The organism is Brevibacillus sp. 1238 (assembly GCF_029892995.1).
GTDB classification, from domain to species: Bacteria; Bacillota; Bacilli; order Brevibacillales; family Brevibacillaceae; genus Brevibacillus; species Brevibacillus parabrevis.
The window spans coordinates 65,914-88,128 of sequence record NZ_JARXWC010000004.1 but is presented as its reverse complement, the minus strand read 5'-3'; the positions used below and the strand labels follow the sequence as shown (position 1 = coordinate 88,128).

The 22,215-nt window shown below is 53.7% G+C and carries 21 protein-coding genes and 1 pseudogene; 15 read left to right on the top strand and 7 right to left on the bottom strand.

The features are described 5' to 3' along the window. Positions 1–20: 20 nt before the first annotated feature. The 3 genes from M2298_RS11290 to M2298_RS11280 form a co-directional block, all read right to left on the bottom strand. Positions 21–860: a DNA alkylation repair protein gene (locus tag M2298_RS11290; RefSeq protein WP_280648527.1), complete on the bottom strand. Its 840-nt coding sequence runs from the start codon at positions 858–860 to the stop codon at positions 21–23. A gap of 25 nt (positions 861–885) precedes the next feature. Further along, positions 886–1,554 carry a peroxiredoxin-like family protein gene (locus M2298_RS11285; protein WP_280648526.1) on the bottom strand — a complete coding sequence of 223 codons (669 nt, stop codon included), beginning with the start codon at positions 1,552–1,554 and terminating at the stop codon, positions 886–888. Between the two features lie 81 nt (positions 1,555–1,635). After that, complete coding sequence (locus M2298_RS11280; protein WP_274874270.1) at positions 1,636–2,340, bottom strand: Crp/Fnr family transcriptional regulator; 705 nt, start codon at positions 2,338–2,340, stop codon at positions 1,636–1,638. A 240-nt stretch (positions 2,341–2,580) separates the two neighbouring features. Here M2298_RS11280 and M2298_RS11275 point away from each other — a divergent pair, with 240 nt between their 5' ends. The 3 genes and pseudogenes from M2298_RS11275 to M2298_RS11265 all read left to right on the top strand — a co-directional run bounded on the left by M2298_RS11275 (position 2,581) and on the right by M2298_RS11265 (position 4,804). Beyond that, a complete protein-coding gene (locus tag M2298_RS11275) occupies positions 2,581–2,895 on the top strand; it encodes a hypothetical protein (RefSeq protein ID WP_173599231.1) in 315 nt (104 codons plus the stop codon). Between the two features lie 489 nt (positions 2,896–3,384). After that, positions 3,385–4,155 carry a 3-hydroxyacyl-CoA dehydrogenase gene (locus M2298_RS11270; protein ID WP_122964652.1) on the top strand — a complete coding sequence of 257 codons (771 nt, stop codon included), beginning with the start codon at positions 3,385–3,387 and terminating at the stop codon, positions 4,153–4,155. Positions 4,156–4,240: 85 nt separating this feature from the next. Continuing rightward, positions 4,241–4,804 (top strand): annotated as a pseudogene (locus M2298_RS11265) (MarR family winged helix-turn-helix transcriptional regulator). Between the two features lie 85 nt (positions 4,805–4,889). On the opposite strand, the gene M2298_RS11260 reads toward M2298_RS11265, so the two are convergent. Then, the gene (locus M2298_RS11260) at positions 4,890–5,078 is read right to left on the bottom strand and encodes a hypothetical protein (protein WP_173599230.1); all 189 of its coding nucleotides are present in this window, start codon (positions 5,076–5,078) and stop codon (positions 4,890–4,892) included. A 221-nt stretch (positions 5,079–5,299) separates the two neighbouring features. Beyond that, positions 5,300–7,915, bottom strand: coding sequence for a winged helix-turn-helix domain-containing protein (locus M2298_RS11255; RefSeq protein ID WP_280648525.1), 2,616 nt, complete (start codon positions 7,913–7,915; stop codon positions 5,300–5,302). Between the two features lie 197 nt (positions 7,916–8,112). Between M2298_RS11255 and M2298_RS11250 the strand changes: the two genes are divergently transcribed. Further along, entirely contained in the window at positions 8,113–9,186 is a 1,074-nt protein-coding gene (locus M2298_RS11250; RefSeq protein WP_122964655.1) for a CapA family protein, read from the top strand. 48 nt (positions 9,187–9,234) lie between these two features. Here the strand turns inward: M2298_RS11250 and M2298_RS11245 are convergent, their stop codons facing one another. Further along, on the bottom strand, positions 9,235–9,663 hold the full coding sequence (locus tag M2298_RS11245; protein ID WP_280648524.1) for a GNAT family N-acetyltransferase: 429 nt from the start codon (positions 9,661–9,663) through the stop codon (positions 9,235–9,237). 124 nt (positions 9,664–9,787) lie between these two features. On the opposite strand from M2298_RS11245, the gene M2298_RS11240 reads away from it, so the two are divergent. The 7 genes from M2298_RS11240 (at position 9,788) to M2298_RS11210 (ending at position 17,360) form a co-directional block, all read left to right on the top strand. Then, positions 9,788–11,173 carry an aminotransferase-like domain-containing protein gene (locus tag M2298_RS11240; protein ID WP_280648523.1) on the top strand — a complete coding sequence of 462 codons (1,386 nt, stop codon included), beginning with the start codon at positions 9,788–9,790 and terminating at the stop codon, positions 11,171–11,173. A 57-nt stretch (positions 11,174–11,230) separates the two neighbouring features. Beyond that, a complete protein-coding gene (locus M2298_RS11235) occupies positions 11,231–12,154 on the top strand; it encodes a phosphotransferase family protein (protein WP_280648522.1) in 924 nt (307 codons plus the stop codon). Between the two features lie 345 nt (positions 12,155–12,499). After that, positions 12,500–12,715, top strand: coding sequence for a YezD family protein (locus M2298_RS11230; protein ID WP_063229984.1), 216 nt, complete (start codon positions 12,500–12,502; stop codon positions 12,713–12,715). Positions 12,716–12,770: 55 nt separating this feature from the next. After that, on the top strand, positions 12,771–13,052 hold the full coding sequence (locus M2298_RS11225; protein ID WP_063229985.1) for a DUF2325 domain-containing protein: 282 nt from the start codon (positions 12,771–12,773) through the stop codon (positions 13,050–13,052). Between the two features lie 274 nt (positions 13,053–13,326). Next, positions 13,327–14,961 carry a peptide ABC transporter substrate-binding protein gene (locus M2298_RS11220; RefSeq protein WP_122964659.1) on the top strand — a complete coding sequence of 545 codons (1,635 nt, stop codon included), beginning with the start codon at positions 13,327–13,329 and terminating at the stop codon, positions 14,959–14,961. Between the two features lie 71 nt (positions 14,962–15,032). After that, a complete protein-coding gene (locus M2298_RS11215) occupies positions 15,033–15,926 on the top strand; it encodes a serine hydrolase (protein ID WP_122964660.1) in 894 nt (297 codons plus the stop codon). Positions 15,927–15,929: 3 nt separating this feature from the next. Continuing rightward, the gene (locus M2298_RS11210; RefSeq protein WP_280648521.1) at positions 15,930–17,360 is read left to right on the top strand and encodes a serine hydrolase; all 1,431 of its coding nucleotides are present in this window, start codon (positions 15,930–15,932) and stop codon (positions 17,358–17,360) included. Between the two features lie 242 nt (positions 17,361–17,602). Here the strand turns inward: M2298_RS11210 and M2298_RS11205 are convergent, their stop codons facing one another. Then, positions 17,603–18,787, bottom strand: a complete 1,185-nt coding sequence (locus M2298_RS11205; protein WP_122964661.1) for a NupC/NupG family nucleoside CNT transporter — start codon at positions 18,785–18,787, stop codon at positions 17,603–17,605. Positions 18,788–19,048: 261 nt separating this feature from the next. On the opposite strand from M2298_RS11205, the gene M2298_RS11200 reads away from it, so the two are divergent. The 4 genes from M2298_RS11200 (at position 19,049) to M2298_RS11185 (ending at position 22,200) form a co-directional block, all read left to right on the top strand. After that, positions 19,049–19,807: a TrmB family transcriptional regulator gene (locus M2298_RS11200; RefSeq protein WP_122964662.1), complete on the top strand. Its 759-nt coding sequence runs from the start codon at positions 19,049–19,051 to the stop codon at positions 19,805–19,807. Between the two features lie 190 nt (positions 19,808–19,997). Beyond that, on the top strand, positions 19,998–20,459 hold the full coding sequence (locus tag M2298_RS11195; protein ID WP_122964663.1) for a RidA family protein: 462 nt from the start codon (positions 19,998–20,000) through the stop codon (positions 20,457–20,459). 37 nt (positions 20,460–20,496) lie between these two features. Further along, positions 20,497–21,150 carry a helix-turn-helix transcriptional regulator gene (locus M2298_RS11190; protein WP_122964664.1) on the top strand — a complete coding sequence of 218 codons (654 nt, stop codon included), beginning with the start codon at positions 20,497–20,499 and terminating at the stop codon, positions 21,148–21,150. 6 nt (positions 21,151–21,156) lie between these two features. Then, positions 21,157–22,200 carry a dipeptidase gene (locus M2298_RS11185; protein ID WP_274874263.1) on the top strand — a complete coding sequence of 348 codons (1,044 nt, stop codon included), beginning with the start codon at positions 21,157–21,159 and terminating at the stop codon, positions 22,198–22,200. Positions 22,201–22,215: the final 15 nt, after the last annotated feature.

The following is a 22,215-nucleotide window of genomic DNA, read 5'->3' as shown; positions in this document are numbered from 1 at the left end:
TCTACAAAGCATCCCCCATCCTAGCCCTTCATACTTCTTTGCGCCCTCGCCACGATCCGCTTGGTCGCTTTCTCATCGGACGCATCCAGCCAAGCACGGCATACTTGAACGACCCAATCCGGCTGCGACTTGGCTGCGTCATTCAACCAATTGGCAACCGAATCCTGGACATACTTGGATGGATCGGCTTTCAACGGCGCCAAAAGGGGAAGACCCCATTCGGGATTCGCCTTCAACTCCGCAATATGCTTGGCCCAAACGCCGCGCGGACGGGTCAATTCAACGGCGAAACGGCGGAGATTGGCATCCGGTTCCTGTACCCAAGCCCCCAGCAGGCGGATGGCTAGTTTCAGCTGTTGGGAAGCAGAGTCCCGGACAGCCATCCATGCGATTTCGCGGACGCCGAAGTGGCTATCGGCAGCAAACGGGCGAATGAGCGCCAGTTTTTGCTCCAGTTCCAACTGATCCAACCCCACGATGTAAGCTGCCCAACAGCGCACGCTATCTGACGGATGCGCCGCCAAGCGTTGGAACAGTTGTGTACGCTCCTCGCCAGTCTTTTGACGGAACACCTCTAGCCATTCGACCGCAATGGCGGGGATGACTTTCATCGTCGGCTGCCCCGCGATTCTTTCCAGCGCGGATAACATCGCGTCAGCATGCCGCTGCAACTGAAGCTCAGCCAGGATGTGCCTAAGCAGTTGCAAATGATCGACTGCCAACCACTCTGTCAAATTGACACTCTCGATTCGTCCGCCATTCAATAAAACGAGCACATCCGGGAGAATGTCGCCAGCTTTTCTGGCTCCTTTCCGATTCAGCACCCTTTCTGAAATCGAAGCCATTTCGTCGAATGTCATAGCATAGCCGCCTCCGTAATCGTGATTACCAATCGTTTCGTGAAGCCAGCAAGTCCAATACGTGGGAAGGCTCCAGCCTCTGCTTGTAGTCAGCTTCGACGTGAGCCAGACGAATCATGTTCTCACGGTCGATCACATACGTCGCGGGCACAGGCAACTTCCACGAAGAATCGCCATGATACTCGTCGAGAGAAATGCCAAGAGACTGGTAATTTCCCCGTAGCGCTTCCGGAAGCTCGAATACGAGATGGTAGCGGGCTGCGACTTCATTGCGAGGATCGCTCAAAAGCGGAAATCCAAGTTCGTTATTTGCCTTCATGCTGGCTGAATAGGTCGGCGTTTGCGGACTGATCGCCACAAGTTGCGCTCCTGCCTTCGCAAAAAGTGCTGACGCTTGTTGATAAGCCCGCAACGCAATATTGCAAAACGGGCACCAGACGCCGCGATAAAACAAAAGAACGACGGGGCCATTGGCCGTCAGTTCAGACAAAGTCATGCTGGCATCGTTTTGATCCGTCAGTGAAAAGTCTGGTGCCTGTGCTCCGGCCTTCAAGCCAGCAGCACCAGCGGATGCCTTTACTTGCTGGATTGACTGCTCGAACATCTTGACCATTTCAGCGGGCAGGTTTTGCTCCATCTGCGCGGTAGCACGATCCAATTCTGTTTGCAAAGAAGCCAGTGGCCTGTTTTCCATCTCGTTCTCTCTCCGTTTCGTCCTGTCATTCAACTCTTCTTCATCATAAGAGAAGCACGAATGGAAAAGATGTAATGCAGTTCACAAGCTGTCGTCCTGAGCGAGTTTTTGTGCCGCCCGGAGAATGTCGCGGTGGACGGTCACTGTACGGAACCCGGTGCGGAGCATGCCCGCCTCCGCAAGCTCTTTCAACGCTACAGACACGGCTTCTCTTGAAGCTCCTACCAGGTGGGCAATTTCCTGATGGGAGAGGGGCATGTCGATTCGGCTGTAATCGTCGCCATCATCCTGAACCCCGAACCGTTCGGAAAGCTCCGCCAGAACGTGGATAATTTTGTCGTGCAGCTTTCCGAGAGCAAGGCTTTGCGCGAGACTGCTCATGTGCGACAAGCGCTCACTCATTACTTTGATCATATTCAGCATGAAACGTGGCCGACGAAGAAGATAACTCTCGAAGCGCTCCTTGTCCATCACGCAAATATCGCTTTCCTCGACCGTCTCGATAAACAGGCCGCGCGTCCCTAGCGAAATATCCCCCATCTCGCCAAAGATGTTCCCCTCGCGCAAAATATCCAAAGTAAATTGCTTGCCTTCCTCATTGAGCCGATACAAACGAACTTTCCCTCGCTTCACAAAGTATAGCCCTTCCGTGAACGTGTCGGGCGTTTGAATGAATGTATATTTCGGAAAAGTCGTAATCGAGGTCAGCTCGTCCATTTCGATCAGGTCTTCGCTGGAAAGGGAACGCAACAAATTGAACTGCGACAAATATTGAATGCGATCCATAGTTCCTCCCGGGTTGAAAAAATAGCGTTGGGCACACTTTTGCGGCCAACGAGCAGTTCGTGCATATGCCCATCATACAACAAAATAGGGTCGGACTACTTTCTCCTGATTCCACACAGCATCTCCGTCAGCCTGTCCAGGAAAATAGCGCGGATTGATTTCTTATCTTTCTATATTTGATTATAATTAGATATAATTAATGTTGTTTAGTTATGTTCCGTGTGGAGGTTTGAGAGGGAAATGCTGACCGCACAAGATCAAACAGAGAAGCTGTGGGAGATGGCCAGACGGATGGAGCCGCACCTGATTCGTCATCAGGCGAATATGGACAAGCTGATGAGCTTGCTCATGGTACACGAGCTGGTCCGCAATCGTGCGCTAAATGCCGAGGTGGCCGCCGCGGCTGGCGGAGACGGGCAGGTAGAGCATAAAACTGCTGATGTGCCCGGTGAAAAAGAGCATGAGCAACTATGGGATGAACTGTGCCGCAAGGAGAGCTACGAAGCAAAGGTCGCGCAAGCCATCGTTCATCTCGTTGAGCAAATTGCGCCGTAATTCGGCAGCTTGACAGTGCCCGCCAACTACAGTCTGCTGGAAGCCGAGTCACGGCATTGTTTTGGCCAAGAACAAACAAAACCCCGAAGAAAGGGCAGTCGCCTTTTGCGGGGTTATTTGTGCATCCTGTTTATTTGACTTCGCTGAGCGTGTCCCAAATAGATAAGGCCAGACAAAGCGTTGCTTGGGCATGGGCAACACTCCCTCAGCTTTTTTCTGAATGGCTTTGACGACACCGTGAAAGACTGCTTGTGTTTTTCCCAGCCGCTTTGCTGCACGCCAATGACCACAGCTGCTGGCCTGTGCGAAAGGAAGCGGGCGGTTCGTGTCCATTTATCGGACGAAAACTGTCTCACGAGTGTCCGAACGGCTTGGACACAAGGACAGTTTCGGTGACCCGAAGCAAGGGCTGGCAGCGCTTTTCGCGGCTGGTACTCAACTTGCATTTATTTATCCTGAATGTCGATTTGCAGGAAGGGGGAGAATGGCGTGGACATTCGGGATGTGGTTGCCATTGTAACGGGTGGAGCTTCCGGGTTGGGGGAAGCCACTGTGAGGAATGTGGTAGAGCACGGAGGAAGAGTAGCCATTCTTGATCAGGACCTCGAACGGGGGTACGCCCTGGCAAATGAGCTGGGACGCGATCACGCCCTGTTCGTACAGACGGATGTGACGAGCGAAGCGAGCGTGCGGGAGGCGATCGAGCGCACGGCGGGAGCTTTCGGCACGATTCACGCCGCAGTCAATTGCGCAGGAATGGTTCTGGGGCAAAAGACGCTGTCCAGAAACGGCCCTCATTCCTTGGAGACATTCAGCAAAGTCGTGCAAGTGAACCTGATCGGCACGTTTAATGTCGTGCGAATGGCAGTCGAGCAGATGGCGGGCAACGAGCCAGCCAAAACGGGCGAACGCGGCGTGATCGTCAATACAGCGTCTATCGCTGCTTTTGACGGGCAGGTCGGACAAGTGGCTTACAGCGCTGCAAAGGGCGGGATTGTCGGCATGACCTTGCCGTTGGCGAGGGACTTGGCTCCGTATGGAATCAGGGTGATGACGATCGCTCCTGGTTTGTTTGACACGCCGATGTACGACAAGCTGCCCCGCGCCGTAAAAGACGTGTTGGGAGCGACCGTGCCTTTTCCACCGAGATTGGGTCAGCCCGACGAGTACGCCAAGCTGGTGAACAGCATCATTACGAACCCGATGCTGAATGGAGAGACAATCCGGCTGGACGGGGCGATTCGGATGCAACCGAAATAAGCCGATCGAGTCTGTCTGGTCTACTGAAAAATGGGTTTGGAAAATTTGGTTGACACGAAAAGTAGTTAGGCACCATACTACGTGCATGAACAACGAACCGAAAAACAAGCATGACTTCGACTCTGCTCCTTCGCTTGACCAGGCGAGGCGACAGCTTGCGCGCTACAGTCTGGACGTAGACGCACAGGCAGTTCTTGTAGCCGCGCGACTGATGGAGGCGGGAGCGAAACTCGGCAGCGCAGCGGAGATTCACTTTGGCCGCTTCGGCTTGTCAACCGGGCGCTATCGGCTTTTGGCGGAGCTGGAAACCAACGACGGAGAGCTGCTGCCTTCGCAATTGGCAGACAATCTCGGCGTCACCCGCGCTACGGTGACGGGCCTGATTGACGTGCTGGAGCGCGATGGACTCGTCTCCCGGTGAAAAAGCATGCAGGATGGACGCCAAAAAGCGGTTGTTTTGACCGAAGCGGGTGGGAGCAAGCTGAAGGACATGGCGCCTGAGCATTTCATGCGGCTGGAAGCGATGGTCAGTTCCCTTTCGCTGGAGGAGCGCAGCGTATTTCTGTCCCTGCTTGGTCGCGTGACAGAAGGCATCTCGGCACTGACAGATGAAAAGAAAGACGTGCAAGCAAACAGCAAGAAAAGGTAAAGACGGGCTAGGAAAACTAGCCCATTTTCACAGGTATATAGTTAGGAACCTAATTATATATTCAAAAAACAAGGAAGAAGTTCATTCATGGGAGTGAATCATCGGGCAAAGACAGCGGCTGTCGCTGAGACGAGGACGGATCGCCCCAAGGCAAGGCGAAATCGTTTGTGCTGTGGCGGGAAGTCATGATGGCGTATTTGTCTCCGGCAGTCATGCCGGGATGGCTGGCTCGCCACAGCAGATAAAGGCTTGCAGATCGGAGCGCTGACCACAAGCGGGGGTACCTCGCCCTCGCGGCTTTGCTCGTTGGATTATGGCTGCTCGCGAAAGGGGCGGAGGATGGCTGGATCACTCGCATCCGCACCCGACAAAGCGACACTCAAACAGGCTTTCATGCAATCAGTAATTTCCTTGAAACTCCCGACTATCCCCAAAAGAAAAAAGACCCCGCCCACAAAACCGTGGCGAAGCCTTTTCTCATCCTAAAGCTCAGCTTTATAACATAGTGCTTGTCGGCGCCTCCAAAAGCGAGATTTCCTGTGCCCGGAGCAGCGCTTGGGTACGGTTTTCCACACCGAGTTTCCCGTAAATCCGGTGCAGGTACACTTTGACCGTACCGACCGTGTTGCCCAGCTCTTCGGCAATTTGCTTGTTGGACGCCCCTTGGCCGAGCATGGACAAAATGATCATTTCCTTGCCTGTCAACGGCTCTGGAAGCGGCGAGAATGAGCTGCCATGCGCTCTTGCCCGCTTTTTCGGGAAAAGCTCAAGCAACTGCTGCACATAGTCGGGAGAAATGACCGGAGGAGCTTGCTCCGTCCTGGAGTTTTCCCGCTGCTGGTAAGCGCTGAGCAAGCTGTACATAGCCAGCCCCTCGTCCAAAAAACTGCGTACATACAAGTTTTTCGCCCCGATGACAAGGGCCTCGTGCAGATGTGCCAACGCCTCGCGCTTGTTGCCTTGCTGCTGGAGCGCCATCGCTTGCAGATTGGCGATTTCTACCTGGCTGCCTAACAGTCCCTCCCTGACGCCAATTTGCTTCAAAGGGGCAAGAATCTTGAGCGCATCTGCCTCTTGCTGTTTGGCGAGCAGCAGCCGGACATAGGCCAACTGCTCCAGCTCTTTATGAATACTGGGTTTGTGAAAAGTGGAGCGGGGCAGCTTGGCAAGCTCTGCCTCGGCCCAGGCCACATCTCCTTCCCTGAGTGCGATGTACGCCTGAAAAGCGCGCAACGGACTGATCCAGTACAGCTGCGACCACCCCGTGACAATCTCCATCGCTTCCTGGACAAGCCTTCGCGCTTCCTTGAAAGCCTGGTTCGCCAGCAAATGCCGGGCATGAGTCAGTACATACGGAACATAAAGTCCGGGAATTTTTTGCTGTAGCGCTACAGGCGCGATTTTTTGCAAAAACGCGAAGCTTTCTTCGAGCTTGTTCTCCTCGTAAAGCCCTTCCGCCAGCGCCTGGACGACGTATTTGTTGATCAAGGAGTCCTGCCAGCCGTGCGCCTCCAGAATAGCGGAAAACTGCTTGCCGACCAGCTCCGTTTCCTCGGACAGCATCCCTTTCAAGCCGAATCGCGTCCTGCGGATGAACGGCTCGGTCGTGTTGTAGTTCAGATGATAAAACAACGGGTTTTGCGGCAAGTCCTCCTGCAATTGGGACGAGCTGGCTACCCAGCTTGCGAAATCGCCGTTGGCAAAGACGAGATTGGCCCGGACAAAAAACAGGCCGCTGGCAAACTGTTCGCGCTCCGCGGATGGGGGCATGCTCTGGCAGTCTTTTTCCAGCAGGTCAAGCTCGGCTTGGGCAAGACTGGTCTGATCGCAAGCGATTAGCAAAAAGACGTAGAGCAGCCTGAGCAGCGGCGGCATATTTTGCCCGTGATCCGGGATGCTCGTAAGCGCGCGCAGCAAGGTGAAAAATTCGCCGCGCGAAAGCCACGTCGGGAAGTGCTGCGCAAGCAACTGCACGGCGAGCGGGTAATCGCAAGCGCAAATCGCATGCTCGATGGCTTCGTCCAGAAATCCGCGCGCAGCAAAGCTCTCGCTGGCAAGCTTGTGCAGCTCGTAAGCTTTGCCAGGGTAAGTCAGCTCCAGTTGGCTGCGCAAAAAATCGGCAAACAAATGATGGTAGCGATACCAAGTCTGATCGTCGTCGAGGGGAAACAAAAATATATTTTGTCTGTACAGCTCAGCCAAAACTTGCTGACTGCCCGTCATGCCGACCAGCGCGTTGCATACGTGGGCGTCCAGCCGCGACAGCACGGAGGTCAGCAACAGGAAATCGCGCGTCGATTGGGGCAGCTGCACCAGCACTTCGTGAAACAAATAGTCGGAGATGTCGCGGTGTGCCCCCGTAAATTTGGCAAAAAACCGTTCGTGGTTCCCGGAGGTGGAAAGCGAAATCGCAGCGAGTTGCAGCCCGGCGACCCAGCCTTCTGTGCTGGCGACGAGACTGGAGATTTGCTCCTCGGAAAGCAGCAAGCCATGCACCTGCTGACAAAAGCTGAACGCCTCGGCTTGATCGAACAACAGCTGCTGTGGCGTCAGATGAACAAGCTCGCTCCGAAGACGCCATTTTGCCGTTGAAAAGGGCAAGGCACTGCGGCTGGCGATGTACACATGGCAGTTGCCTGGCAAATATTCAATAAAGTAAGCGAGGCTGTCGTGGATCGCGCTTTCCGAAATCACATGATAGTCATCGAGAATGATCGCCAGCGGCTGGTGAATCGTTGTCGCCAGCTCATTGAGCAGCGAGTCTATAAACGAAAAAATTGAAGTATGAGAGGTTGCCTTCATGGAGTTTTCCATGTTCTCCGCCAGATGCGGGGAAGAGGCATTTGTCAGCATATGCACGATATAGCGCCAAAACCGGACGAGATCGTTGTCTTTCTCATCGAGCGAAAGCCACGCCAGCTGCCCGCTGAAATCGTGCGCCCATTGGCAAAGCAGCGTTGTCTTTCCGTAGCCCGCCGGTGCGTTTACAAACGTGAGCCGGCACTGTAGCCCATTGTTCATTTGTTCCAGCAGATGACTTCTCTTTACACTGTCGAAGCGATAGGCAGGGACCGCTGTTTTCGTTTTCAACATAACGGATGGTTGACCCATTTTTCCTCCTTTCCATTCTTTGCAGCGTAAAAGGTATGTCCTTATTATACTAGCGAAAACAGCACGCTTCGACATGGAAAAAAGTCTCGTCAAATGAGGGCGAGAAATGATGGCAAGTCCGAAGACACGCTTCAACACTCTTTTTGCCCCAAGCCTTCTACAATGAGCATAAAAAAGCAAGAGGGCGTGTGAGGCGGATGGGGATTGTTCGTTGGAGCGGTGCGGCTGCTGTGGCCGTTGCTGCGTTGGTGCTCGCGGTCAGCAGTGCAAGTCCGCCGACCATCCATGCGACAGGTGCGGACGCGAAGCAAGAGGAGACGGCGGAGGAAATCCGGATTGCGTTTGTGGGAGACATCATTTTGGATAAAAGCGTGGGGGTGCAAATCGGACGGCACGGGGTAGACTATCCGTTTCAAAAAACAGGGGAGTTTCTGCGACAAGCTGATCTCGCCATCGCCAATCTGGAGACGCCTGTCAGCACACGCGGCAAGCCGGAGAAAAAAGAATTTACGTATCGCGCCCAGCCCAGCGCACTGAACGGACTGAAAAATGCCGGCATCGACGTAGTCAATCTGGCTAACAACCACACGCTCGATTACGGCGTAGACGCTTTGCTGGACACATTCGGACATTTGGACAAGCAGCAAATCGGCTACGTGGGCGCAGGCAAAAACGAAGCGGAAGCATTTGCGCCGCAGATCCAGACGATCAAGGGCAAGCGAGTGGCAGTGATCGGCCTGAGCCACGTGCTGCCCAATTATCGCTGGTACGCGGGCAAAAACAAGCCGGGACTTGCTCACGCCTACTCCTACGAACCGATGCTGTCCTATGTGAAGCAGGCGGTTGCCCAGTCGGATATTACGATTGCGGTGATGCACTGGAACCTGGAGTACAAGGACACGCCTGAGCCGTATGCGCGCGAGCTGGCGAAAAAGCTGATCGACAGCGGCGTGGACGCGATCGTCGGCTCACACAGCCATTCCGTGATGGGCGTCGAATTTTACAAGCAAGTCCCGATCTACTACAGCGTCGGCAACTTTGTGTTTACGACCTCGTACAATTCGAAAGGACGCGAAGCGATGATGGTAGAGCTTGCTTTTAAAGAGAAAGAAACCAGCTCCCGCGTCATTCCTGTGAAAATCGTGAATGGACAGCCTGCCGAGCAGGACAGTCAAGGCAAGCAGCGCATGATCGACAAGCTGAACCGGATTTCGTACGGGGCAAGCATTGAACGGGACGGTCAAGTCAGGCAAACGGCAAAAATCCGTTGAGGAGCATATCCCCACGGATTTTTTTGTTGGCGGAACATGCTTTTGCCATTACGAGAGCGGCATCGGTACTTCTGCCATTCTACGCATCATCTCTTTGCGGACGAAGCCGTATTTTTCGTACAGCCCATGGGCATCCCGCGTTGCCAGCGTCATGTTTGTATGGCGAATAGCCGGGTGCTGCACCATGACCTCCATCAGCCATTTGCCCAGCCCTTTTCCACGGTGGGCGGGATCGATGAAGACGTCGCACACCCAAGAAAAAGTCGCGTAATCGGTGACGACCCGGACAAACCCGGCCTGTCCGCTCTCGTGATACACTCCGAAACAGAGCGATTGCGAAATGGCTTTGACGATCATTTCTCTCGGACGCTCGCCAGCCCAGTAGGTCGTAGACAGCCAGGCAAAAATTTGCTCTTCGTCGAGCAGCTTCGGATCATCACTGATTGTGTAAGGCGATTCGGGGTGTTTCCATTCCATCTGTTGCTCATCCTTTCTCCTGTTTACTGACTGACTTACGATTCACTATACTGAAGGAACAACCAGGGAGAAACGAGGAAAAAGGGCATCTGTACCCACACAGATGGAGAGCGGGTGGACAAGGGTGGAGAAAAAATACGAGGCGCTCAAGCAACAGCTCAAACAACAGTTGCTGACGGGCAAAATACGCCCCGGAGAAAAGCTGCCGTCGATCCGTACAGCCTCCGAGCGGTGGAATTGCAGTACGAATACAGCGATCCGGGCGTATCAGGAGCTGGAAAAAGAGCATCTCGTGTACGCAGTGCAAAAAAGCGGCTATTACGCGGTGCTGCGCCCGCTGGCCGTCACGCGAACGGGAGCGGGACAGGGACAAATCGATTTTTCCGCGGCCAGTCCAGACCCGGAAGTCATGCCGTATAAAGACTTCCAGCATTGCCTGAACCGGGCGATTGAGCTGTACGAGGATCAGCTGTTCACTTATTGCGATCCGCAAGGCTTTTACTCTTTGCGCCGGGAGCTGGAGAAGCATCTGGCCCATTCGCAAGTTTTCGCGCAGCCGTCCATGATTTGCGTCGTTTCCGGCTCGCAGCAAGCGCTGCACCTCTTGTCGTCCATGCCTTTTCCCAATGGAAAAAGCGCCGTCCTGGTCGAGCAGCCTACTTTTCACGGCATGGTTCGCACCTTGCAACTGCTTGGTGTCACGACATACGGCATCGGGCGGACGACGGCAGGCATCGATCTGGACGAGCTGGAGCAGCAGTTTCGCAGCAAGCCGATCAAATTTTTTTATACGATGCCGCGCTTTCACAATCCGCTAGGGACAAGCTACGGAGCCGAGGAGAAAAGGCAAATCGCCAGGCTGGCGGAGCGCTACGGGGTATTTGTGGTGGAGGATGACTATTTGGCGGATATGGAGACGAGCGCGAAGGCCGATCCGCTCTACAGCTACGATCTGTCAGGGCACGTCATTTACGTGAAAAGCTTTTCCAAAATCATGTTGCCCGGACTGCGCCTGGCTGCTGTCGTCTTGCCGCCAGCGGTCATGGAGACATTTCGCCTGCATAAAGCTTCGGCGGACTCCAGCACGTCCGTTTTGTCCCAGGCTGCTCTGGAGCTGTATTTGAACTCGGGGATGTACGATCATCATGCCGCGATGGTCAGAGAGCGCTATCGGACGAGGATGGATGCACTTGCCGCAGCTTGCCGCCGCCACCTGGACCCAAGCGTTCAGTGTCCGGCTGCCCACGGCGGAATTTTTACCACAATCGTTCTGCCAAAAGAGCTGGATGCCCACGACGTGATCGCTGCTTTGCACCAGCAGCACGTCTCTGTGCGCTCGACGGACCAAAACTATTTGCCAGGCTTTGGCCGGGACAACGGATTGCGTCTTAGCATCATCCAGACAGACACAGACAAGATTGAGCAAGGAATAGCGCTGATGGCCGAGGCGTGCCGCAAGCTTTTGCAAAAGCGCAAGCAGGAAGTAGCCTGGCGGATACGGCCAGACTGATTGACAGCGACACTAGATGGCTCTTTTTCGGAAGAGCGGACAGGAGGACGAACAAACATGACTCAAGCAAACAAGCTGGACAAATGGGGAGAGCTGGCAGGAAAAATCGAACCTTGCGGGAAGCTGCTTCGCGCCTGGGAGCTTGTCGGCGGCGTCTCGGCGACGGTGACAGCGCTAGAGCTGGAGTGTGCGGACGGGACGCGCAAAAAAATGGTTGTTCGGCAACACGGCGCAGCAGATCGCGAGCGCAATCCACAGATCGCCTCCGACGAATACAAGCTGCTGCAACTGTTGCAGGAAGCGCATATTCCTGCGCCGCAGCCGCTCCATCTGGAAGCATCGGCAACTATTTTTGTCTCGCCGTGCCTTGTCACGACATTCGTCGAGGGACAGACAGACTTCCAACCAGCCAATCTGTCCGCTTATTTGTCCCAACTGGCAGAGGTGCTTGCCCGTATCCACCGGATCGACCCTGAACAAAAAGCCAGTACCTTTTTGCCGCGTCAGACCGATTGGGTAGCGGATACGCTTCGCAAAACACCGGAAAAGCTGGACGACTCGCTGGACGAGGGGCTGATTCGCGAGCTGCTGGGCACTGTCTGGCCCTTGGCGCGAAAAAATCGCGATGTCTTGTTGCACGGAGATTTTTGGCCAGGCAATACAATGTGGCTGGATGGCCGTCTGACTGCCGTACTCGACTGGGAAGATGCGGCTGTGGGCGATCCGCTCGCAGATGTGGGCAATGCCCGGCTGGAGCTGCTTTGGGCGTTTGGCAGCGAAGCGATGGACACCTTTACAGCATTTTATCGGGAGAGGATGCCTGATCTCGACTATACGGACTTGGCGTACTGGGATTTGTACGCAGCGCTGCGGCCAGCTTCCAACCTTGGCAATTGGGGACTGGATCAAGCGACAGAGCAAAGGATGCGTGAGCGGCACAAACAGTTTGTACAGCAAGCTACGGAACGGCGGCACATTTAATCTGGCTTGCGCAGACGAAATCAGAACATTGGGGCATTGACCGATGGAATGGGTCTGTGATAATCTCTAATCATAAGTAAATACATCGGATTTTAGTGAATAGCTGATCGGACTTCCGAAAGCTCCCGCGCAGACAAGACCATGTCGGGAGCCTTTCGCTATATGAACAGGAGGAGGGTAACGCTGCTATCATTCCAAAAGGACATGACCTCTCGAAAAGTCGGTGTCGTCGCTGTTGGACAACAGAAGGCTTTCGAGAGGTAACATTAGGCCATAAAACATACTAAATAGGTATGAATAATAAACATTTAGTTTTTCACAACATAACCAGGGAGGCGTGAGCGAATGGCGAAGAAAGAGAATGCCCTGAATGAACAACTGTGGGAGAAAATCGAGCGAGCCTTGGACAGTTTGGAATTTGGTTCCATCCATATCGTGGTTCACGATTCGCAGGTGGTTCAGATCGAGCGGACGGAAAAATACCGACTCCCTGCCAAAAAAGAGAAAGAAGAAGGACAGACAACTCAGAACAGACCGTTGTTGAATCGGACGCACGGCTAGGCGACGGACTGACAAAACAGACGAGAATGGGAGATTAGAGAGGAGGAGCTTTCATATGGCAGGCGTTCTTGTAGTTGGAGGAGATCGGGTAGGAGAAATCGAGAGCTTGTTGCAGGATAAAGGATTTCGGAATGTATATCACGTATCTGGACGAAAAAAGTCGGACGTGAAGGCGACGATTCCTGCCGATACGGAGCTGGTTCTCGTCTTTATCAACTTTGTCAGTCACAGTCTCAGCAAAAATATTAAAAAGCTGGCGAAGCAAAAGCACGTGCCGATCGTTTTTTGCCGGAGATCGTGTGATGCCGTCGCCATGTATCAGCCAGCGATTGGCTAGGCAAAATGAATATTCGTGAGTGAATAGAAGTATTCAACGTTGAATACTTCTTTTTTGCGTGTTCATCAGGCGAAAAAATGGGCAGGCTGATCGTGTGAGCCATCTTTTTGCTGCTGGACAGCTTTATGCAGCATTTTGTCAGGATGAGTCGAAGGCCCATGTATGCAGCAGTGAATAAAAAGGCCGGATCAAGCTTGGCAGAAACAGCTGGCATACAATTTGCAGAATATTTATACAGAAGTTAGAAGCGAATTGAACAAAGATGGGGGTAAGCATGAAACGACCAGTCGTCATTACAAGTCTCTTGGTTTTGCTATCGGGATTGTTCGCAGGTTGCAGCAACAGTGCCAGCACGAATCAACCTGCTGCCGATTCCACGCAACAGTCCCAGCCAACGCCGTCGCAGCCGGCCGCCACCCAAATTTTGCACATGAACGCCTCAGAACCGGAGACGTTGGACTCCGGCATGTCGAATGACGTGATCTCCGGCGCTTTTATCCGCTCGCTGTACGACTCGCTCGTCAGGCTGGACAAGGATGGCAAGCCAGTCAATTCCGTCGCCTCGGACATCAAGCTGTCGGATGACAAAAAAGTGTATACATTCACGTTGCGCGCAAGCAAGTGGAGCAACGGCGATCCGGTGACAGCGAACGACTTTGCCTTCGCCTGGCTGCGCGTGCTCAACCCGAAGACGGCGAGTGGCTCCGCTTACAAATACTATCCGATCAAAAACGCCCGCGCTTTTTTCGAAGGAAAGGCAAAGGCGGAGGACGTAGGCATCAAGGTGCTGGATGAAAAGACATTGCAAGTCACTCTGGAAAATCCGACGCCGTATTTTCTGACGCTCGCCACCTTTTACTATCCGGTCAACCAGAAAGTCGTCGAGGCCAATCCCGACTGGGCGAAAAAGCCGGAAACCATCGTCACGAACGGGCCGTTCAAGCTGGCGAACTGGGAGCATAAAAACAAGATCGAGCTGGCGAAAAACGACCAGTATTGGGACAAGGATGTCGTGAAGCTGGACGAAATCGAGTTTTCCATGATTGAAGATACGAATACAGAGCTGGAGCTGTTCAATAGCGGGGAGCTGGACTGGGCGGGCGGCCCGATCAGCGGATTGCCTGCGGACGCCATCGGACCGTTGCGCGATGAAGGCAAGCTGCAAACGATGGAACGCGCCACCAACTACTACTTGCTGTTCCAGACTGAAAAGCCGCCGTTCACGAACGCCAAGATTCGCAAGGCGTTTGCCTACGCGATCAACCGAAAAGATATTGCCGACAACATCGGCCAGGCCGGACAGACGCCGTTGATGGGCTTTGTGCCGCTCTCCGCCTCGCTGAAACCGGACGGCTACTTCAAGGATAATGACGGGGAGACGGCGAAACAGTTATTGGCAGAAGGCATGCGGGAACTGAACCTCGCCAAGCTGCCAGAGATCACATATTTGTACAACACATCCGACCTCAACAAAAAGATTGCCGAAGCACTGCAAGCCCAATGGAAGCAGGTGCTCGGCGTGGACGTCAAGCTGCTCAACAAAGAGTTGAAGGTCATGTTCGACGATCAGGAGCACGGCAAATACATGATTTCCCGCACAGGCTGGACAGGCGACTACAACGACTCCGTCAACTTTTTGGAGCTGATGATGGAAAAGTACAGCTCCAACAACTCGACCTTTTGGCACAACGAGCGCTACGTAGAGCTGGTGAAAAAGGCGTACGCCGAGCCGGATGAAGCGAAGCGCAATCAATATTTGGTCGAGGCGGAGAGCATTTTGATGGAAGAAATGCCAGTCACGGGCGTGTACAGCAGCGTCAACTCCTGGGTACAAAACGACAAGGTCAAAGGCATCACGGTGGACCCGCTAGGCTACATCGACTTCAAATGGGGCTACAAAGAGCAATAGGACAGACAGAGATGGCCGACACCCGCATGCATGTGTGTTGGCTGTTTCCATAAAAAGGAGGAGGCATGCTTATGGCTTGGCAACAGGCATTGGATGAAGCGCTCAAGGATGCGCCAGGAGTGTTTGGGGTAGCGGCATTGCACGTGGAGACGAAAGAGGAGGCCGGGCATCTGGATGACGAGCTGTTTCAGCTGGCGAGCGCATTCAAAATCCCGATTCTCGTCACCTTGATGCGCGAAGTCGAAGCGGGACGGGTCGCGCTCGACCAGCGGATCGCCTCGCAAAAAGAAAACCGCGTGCCAGGCTCGGGCATTTTGCAGGAGCTGGACGCAGGCGCAGCCCTGACCGTAAAAGACTTGGCGACCTTGATGACGATTGTCAGCGACAACTACGCGACAGATCTGGTCATCGAGCTGATCGGCGGCATCGACAAGGTAGAGGCCCATATGCATGAGCTGGGGCTGGAACAGATTCATTTGCGGCACACTTGCTGGCAATTGCTCAACCACTGTGTCGGGATGAATGAGCCTGCTCCGTCTGCAGCTGGCTACGACGAATACGAGCGCCGGGAAGAGACAGGCGATTATGAAATCGTTCACGATGTCTCCCTGCCGACGCGGGACAACAACGTGGCTACGCCGCGCGACCTCAACCGCTTGCTTGCGATGATCGCACGAAAAGAAATTTTGACGCCTGCCTCCTGTGAGCTCATGCTGGACATTTTGCGCCGCCAACAGTTCAACAGCCGCCTGCCGTATTTGCTGCCGGAAGGAACGAAGGTCGCACACAAAACCGGAACAGTCAATGCGGTGGTCAATGACGCGGGAATCATTTACTTGCCTGAGGATAAAGGAGCAATCGCGATTACGGTATTGTCGCGGGCTGTGACGGAAAAGCCGGCGGCAGAGCTGGCGATTGCCCGCATCGCACGGGCGATTTACGACCAGGCGCTGGGAGGCAGATGAAAAGTGGACGAACAGATGAAAATGTTTGAGGAGTACGCCAGGCTGTTGCTTGAAGAAGCGCAGGCGCCAGGGGCGGCAATCGGGGTCGCGCGCGGAGGAAAGCTGTTGTACCAAAAGACGTTCGGCTACCGCAACAGGGAGGAACAGCTGCCGCTTTCGCTCGATACCGTGTTTGGCATCGCCTCGATTACGAAGTCGTTTACGTGTGTGGCGATCATGCAGTTGCAAGAGGCAGGCAAACTGTCCGTCCACGATCCGGTCATCCGCTATTTGCCGGAGTTTCGCACGGGCGATGACGAGTTGACCAAGCGAATTACCATCCACCATTTCATGACGCACACGCCTGGGATGGCGCCGATGCCTTATTTGGACGGAGCGATGAAGCGCAGCATGGAGCAAGACCCTGCGATCATCGGGACAGAAGCGGAAGAAGAGCTGAAGACCGTGCCCTATCTGGATACGTATGAAGAAGTATTGCAAGCGATCGCCGGGTTTGAAGGAAAGCCGCTCAGCGAACCGGGAGAAGCGTTCAGCTACAACAACGACGCTTACGGCTTGCTCGGGGCGATCATCGAGCGGACGAGCGGCCAGACTTACGAGCAGTATGTGAAGCAGCACATTTTGCAGCCGCTTGGCATGCAGCGGACGGTTTTTGCCGTGGAGGAGCTTGCGGACAAGGACGACGTGACCGTTTTGTACACGAACAAAAAAGTCGACGGAAACAACGAGGTGATCGCTGCCCCGTACTGGCATGACGCTCCCGCCATGCGCGCCGCAGGCTTTCTCAAATCGACCGTAAACGATTTGCTGCGTTACCTGCAAATTTTTCGCCCGGATGCCGAGGACAATCGTGCGAACATTTTGTCTTCGGACAGTATCCGGCAAATGCTCGCGCCACACGCCCGCTGTGATGGGCACCGCTCTTACGGCTACGGTTTGATGGTATCTCCGGCTTTTCCCGAAGGCTTGATGCTGGAGCACGGTGGTTCGCTCAAAGGGATCAGCTCGCACATTTTTTCCGTTCCGTCGATGGAACTGACTGGAGTGGTGCTGGCCAACCTCGATGGCGTATCTGTCCGCGAACTGGTCGTGGCGCTCTTGAATACGCTTGCGCAAAGACCGCCAGCGGCGCCGCTGTACACGTATGCCCCGTATGAACTGGCAAGCGAGCAGCTGTCCGAGTACATCGGGAACTATCGATCTGCGGAATGGCTGAACACCGTGATCGAGGAGCGGGAAGGGAAGCTGCAACTTTTGGTGGACGGTCTTGCTTATCCGCTCACTCCGGTTGACAAGGACAGCTTCGTTTTCAAAAGGCGGGATTCCACCGTCTGGATCGACTTTTTCCGCGATCGGGAAGGCAAGGTCGTGAGAATGAGCTACGCCTTGCGTCAATTGACGAAAGCTTCCGACAAAGCAGAGGGAGAAAAATAGGCGAGCGAAAGATAGGCATGCCGGGCGGGCTGCCTGTCTTTTTGGCATGTACCCGATACGGTGATGAGCTTGGAGCTGCGTCTGTCCGCCTATCCGCCGCCATTCCGGTACAGCCTGCTTGTCTCACCCGCTGACAGCAAAAAACAGGCATATGCCTGAACGGAACTCCGATTGTTAGATGTGTCTAACTTTTCGAGGTCACTTCGGGGCTGCCTGTTTTTTCGTAGCCAAACAGTGATTACTTACAGAAAAACACCAATGATCGTTGCCGACAACACAGATGCCAGCGTCGAGCCGAGCAAAAGCTTCAAGCCGAACTTGGCTACGAGGTCGCCCTGCTTTTCGTTGAGTGCCCGCACCGATCCGGTGATGATGCCGATAGAGCCGAAGTTGGCGAAGCTGACGAGAAAGACCGAGACGATGCCAACCGTTTTGGGCGACAGGCTGCTGGCGATTTCCTTGAAGTTCAGCATCGCGACGAACTCGTTGGTCACGATTTTGGTCGCCATGATGCTTCCCGCCGAAACGATCTCCGCCTGGGGAACGCCCATCAAAAAAGCAACCGGAGCGAATATGTAGCCGAGAACTTCCTGGAAAGAAATCCGGAAGATGAGCAAGAACAGCTCGTTGACCAGATTCATCAGGGCGATGAAGCCAATCAGCATCGCGCCGACGATGACCGCGATTTTCAGGCCGTCGACAATGCTTTCGCTGATCATCTGGAAGAACGCAGGTTTTTCGGTTTCCTCCACTGGCTCGATCAAATCTTCCTCTTTCGTCAAAGTGTACGGGTTGATAATATTGGCGACAATCAGCGCCGACAAAATGTTGACGACGATGGCGACGACGACGTATTTCGGTTCCAGCATGGTCATGTAGGCGCCGACGATGGCGATGCTCACCGCGCTCATGGCAGAGGTGCACAGCGTATAGAGCCGTTTGCTGGACACGAGGCCGAGCTGCTTTTTCGTCGTCAAAAACACTTCCGATTGTCCGAGAAAAGCCGAGGAAACAGCGATGTAGTTTTCCAGTCGGCCCATGCCGTTCAGCTTGCTGAGGACAAATCCTGTGAAGCGGATCAACAGCGGCAAGATTTTAAAGTGGTTCAAAATCCCGATCAATACCGAGATGAAAATGATCGGGAGCAGCACATCGAGAAAGAACGTGGACATTCCGGCGTTTTCCAGTCCCCCGAAGACGAAGTCGACTCCGCTGATACCGAGCTTCATCAGCGTATCAAACACTTTGGAGATAAACAAAATCAGCTCAATCCCGACGCCGGTATTCAGCAAGAGGAAGGCCAACACCAGCTGGGCGATCATCATGGCGATGATCGGCCGAAGCCGGATCGCTTTGCGATTGTGGCTGAACGCATAGCCCAAGCCTGCTACGAACAAAAATCCTGTGAACAAAAAAACGACATTCATTGCTACTTTCTGCCTCCCATTACTACCTAGTCTCTCATGCTGCCCGAGGTGCATGTCCCTTTCACAAGCGGCGTTCCAAACGCTTTGCAAGAGAAGTGCAACGATTGTGAATTTTAGTTACTACCTATGGAGTAACTTATGGCCTGTTACAGATTACATGGAAGCCAAGCGCCTGTCAATTCAGGGACGATCATTGGATTTGCTTGCTTCTATGCTTTATCATAGGAAATAAATAACCAGATGATACGGGCAGGAGGAAGCATGTTACAAAAATTTGGTTTTTCGCAGTATGAAAGCAAAGTTTTTGAAGCGCTGGTTTCGAGCGAGGAGCCGCTTGACGCCACGAAAATCGTCCGAATTTCCGGCGTGCCCAAGGCGAAAATATACGAAGTGCTGTCGCGCATGATTGAAAAAGGCATGGTGCTCGATTCGGTTTCCGAAAAGAAAAAGCTGTACAGCGCACTGCCTCTTGCGCTTGCGATTGAAAAGCTGACAGCAGAATTTCAGGACAACATCAAGCAATTGAAAATTCAGTCCAGGAAAAAAGCTTACTCCGAGGATCTCGTCTGGAGCCTGAAAGTCGACAGCTCGATTCGGGTGCAGAGCAAGCAACTCATCAAAGAAGCGAAAAGCTCGATCCGCATCTCGGCATGGAAAGACGATCTCGTCGAGTATTTGCCGATCCTGGAGGAAAAGGAAGCAGAGGGCGTGGACGTAGAAGTGCTTGTCGTCGGATCGCTGAAGCCGAACATTGCCAAGGTGCACACCTTGATTCCGGCGGACGAGCATCATACATTGGAGCGGTTTCGCCTGTTGATCATCGACGAGCGCGAAGTGATTTTTGCCTGTGAGGAAAACCAGTCCTGGCAAGCGATCAAGACGATGGCGAAGCCTTTTGTCAAAGTGTTTACGGAATTTTTCTACCACGATCTCGCGCTGGCGAAAATCAGCAGGAAGCACTACGACCTGATGATGAATGACGAAGAGATCAGAAGCATCCTGATGCAGCTGCGCTATTGACTGATTTTCACGATACGACGACTTGCGAGCCGGACACGCTTGGAAAAAAGTGTGTCTGGCTGTTTTTTGTGTCTTTCTTTTAAAAAATTAATCAACTTCTAAAAAATTGTTGAAATCAAAGTGGTCAGAATAGTATGGTTAAAGCAGCAACAGGTCTTGCTGACTTTTCATTCATTCAAGGGGTGAGGACATGTCGAGGATCGAACAGCGGTTGAAGGAATTGGGCTACACATTGCCGCCACCGCCACCGCGGATGGCGAATTACGTCTCGTGTGTGCAGACGGGCAATCTGGTGTACACCTCGGGAGCGGGGTGCTACGTGGACGGCAAGCCGCTTTATTTGGGCAGACTGGGAACAGACGTGACGATCGAGCAAGGATATGAAGCCGCGAAAATTACGGCGCTCAATTTGCTCGCCTTGCTCAAATCCGAGCTGGGCGATCTGGACCGGATCACGCGGATCGTCAAGCTGTTTGCGCTGGTGAGTAGCGCTCCGGATTTTTACGAGCAGCCGCAAGTGATTAATGGCGCGTCCGATTTTTTCATCGAAGTGTTGGGCGAGGCAGGCCAGCATGCGCGGGCAGCTGCCGGAACTTCTGTGCTTCCTTTCAATAATCCGATAGAGATTGAGCTGATTGTCGAAGTCAGCTGACACAAGCAACACAGCAGAAAGAAACGAGGCTCTGTTCATGACGAGACACATTCATCCGATTTTAGCCAGCTATATTCCTGTCGCGGAAGGCTTGGCGAAGACGTTGGGGCAGCATTGTGAAGTCGTGCTGCACGATTTGACAGACATATCTTCTTCGATCATTGCGATCTACAACGGTCATGTCAGCGGGAGGGAGGTCGGCTCCCCGGTCACCAATCTGGCGCTGCAAGCTTTGCGCACAGCCAAGACGAGCCAGGAGGACTACGATCTCAACTACCGCAACGACACGATCAAGGGAAAGCAGATCAAGTCCAGCTCGCTGTACATCAAGGACGAAACCGGGCAAATTATCGGCAGCCTGTGCCTGAATATGGACTTGACGCACATTGCCATCGCGCAGGCGGCCTTAAACGACATGATGGCGTTCGCGGACAAAGCCGAGGAAGGGCGGGCCGCGGAAAAGTTCGCGCCGACGGTCACCAGTCTGATGGAGCAAATGATCGACGATTGCCTGAAAAAGACCGGAAAACCGATTGCCCTGATGCAAAAGGAAGAGAAGATTCAATTCATCCATTTGCTCGACGAAGTAGGGCTGTTTTTGATCAAGGGAGCCGTGCAGCACGTGGCGGATTTGCTGGATGTCACCAAGTACACGATCTACAACTATTTGGACAAAAAAGACGGGAGATGAGCGGGAATGGCAGATGCGACTTTGCAGCAGGCACGCAGCTTTCACGATGGCGTCCATGTGCTGGACGGACATTTTGACTTGCTGATGGATGTAGAAATTCAGCGCGGCTACGGCCGGACGAAGCTGATCGAGACAGAATACTTGCCGCGGTTTCAGGCAGGCGGGGTGCATTCCGTCGTGGCGGCCGTCTTTGTGGAAGATGCGTTTGTGCCGGAAATGGCGTTGCGCAAAGCGCTCAATCAGGTGAGTGCCTTGCACGCGGAAGTGGCGGAATCTCCGGACTATTTGGTCATCGCCAAAAACGGACAAGACTTGCTCGCGGCAAGGCAGGAAGGAAAAGTTTCGTTTGTTCTCTCCCTGGAGGGCGCCGAGCCGCTGTACAACGATCTGAGCATGCTGCGCATTTTTTACGAGCTGGGCGTACGGATGATGGGGCTTACCTGGAGTCGGCGAAATTTTGCCGCAGATGGCAGCTTTTTTGCCCCTGTGCGTGAAGGGAGAAAAGGCGGTCTGACCGACTTTGGCGTTGCCCTGATTGAAGAGGCGGAGCGCTTGGGCGTCCTCATCGACGTCAGCCATTTGAACGACGAAGGATTTTGGGACGTGATCGAAGTGGCCCGCAAGCCGATCATTGCTTCTCATTCCAACTGCCGCAGCCTGGTGCCGACCATGCGCAACCTGACGGACGAACAGATCACGGCGATTGCCGAAAAGGGCGGGTTGATCGGCTTGAATGCGTTCAGCATGTTTACGGCAAACAGCGGAGCCGAAGCGACGCTTGAGCGGCTGATCGACCACGTCGACCATATGAAGAAGCTCGTCGGCAGCAAGCATATCGGCATCGGACTTGACCTGTGCGACGATTTGACCAAGTACATTCCGCTCGACCGCATCGCGAAAACGACAGAGATGCCTTTTGATGTCGTAAAAGGCCACGCGTCGATTCCGCTGATTACGCGCGAGCTGATGATCAGGGGCTACAAGGACGAAGAGATTGAGGACATTCTCGGCAAAAACTATTTGCGCGTCTATCAGAAAGCGTGGAGATAAATTCCGTTTTGTAGA

Coding starts and splice junctions, on each gene's coding strand:
- M2298_RS11255 (WP_280648525.1), bottom strand. CDS start 7,915: ATGGGTCAACCATCCGTTATGTTGAAAACGAAAACAGCGGTCCCTGCC.
- M2298_RS11215 (WP_122964660.1), top strand. CDS start 15,033: ATGGCTTGGCAACAGGCATTGGATGAAGCGCTCAAGGATGCGCCAGGA.
- M2298_RS11205 (WP_122964661.1), bottom strand. CDS start 18,787: ATGAATGTCGTTTTTTTGTTCACAGGATTTTTGTTCGTAGCAGGCTTG.
- M2298_RS11190 (WP_122964664.1), top strand. CDS start 20,497: ATGACGAGACACATTCATCCGATTTTAGCCAGCTATATTCCTGTCGCG.
- M2298_RS11245 (WP_280648524.1), bottom strand. CDS start 9,663: ATGGAATGGAAACACCCCGAATCGCCTTACACAATCAGTGATGATCCG.
- M2298_RS11220 (WP_122964659.1), top strand. CDS start 13,327: ATGAAACGACCAGTCGTCATTACAAGTCTCTTGGTTTTGCTATCGGGA.
- M2298_RS11250 (WP_122964655.1), top strand. CDS start 8,113: ATGGGGATTGTTCGTTGGAGCGGTGCGGCTGCTGTGGCCGTTGCTGCG.
- M2298_RS11275 (WP_173599231.1), top strand. CDS start 2,581: ATGCTGACCGCACAAGATCAAACAGAGAAGCTGTGGGAGATGGCCAGA.
- M2298_RS11200 (WP_122964662.1), top strand. CDS start 19,049: ATGTTACAAAAATTTGGTTTTTCGCAGTATGAAAGCAAAGTTTTTGAA.
- M2298_RS11185 (WP_274874263.1), top strand. CDS start 21,157: ATGGCAGATGCGACTTTGCAGCAGGCACGCAGCTTTCACGATGGCGTC.
- M2298_RS11230 (WP_063229984.1), top strand. CDS start 12,500: ATGGCGAAGAAAGAGAATGCCCTGAATGAACAACTGTGGGAGAAAATC.
- M2298_RS11195 (WP_122964663.1), top strand. CDS start 19,998: ATGTCGAGGATCGAACAGCGGTTGAAGGAATTGGGCTACACATTGCCG.
- M2298_RS11225 (WP_063229985.1), top strand. CDS start 12,771: ATGGCAGGCGTTCTTGTAGTTGGAGGAGATCGGGTAGGAGAAATCGAG.
- M2298_RS11235 (WP_280648522.1), top strand. CDS start 11,231: ATGACTCAAGCAAACAAGCTGGACAAATGGGGAGAGCTGGCAGGAAAA.
- M2298_RS11280 (WP_274874270.1), bottom strand. CDS start 2,340: ATGGATCGCATTCAATATTTGTCGCAGTTCAATTTGTTGCGTTCCCTT.
- M2298_RS11290 (WP_280648527.1), bottom strand. CDS start 860: ATGACATTCGACGAAATGGCTTCGATTTCAGAAAGGGTGCTGAATCGG.
- M2298_RS11285 (WP_280648526.1), bottom strand. CDS start 1,554: ATGGAAAACAGGCCACTGGCTTCTTTGCAAACAGAATTGGATCGTGCT.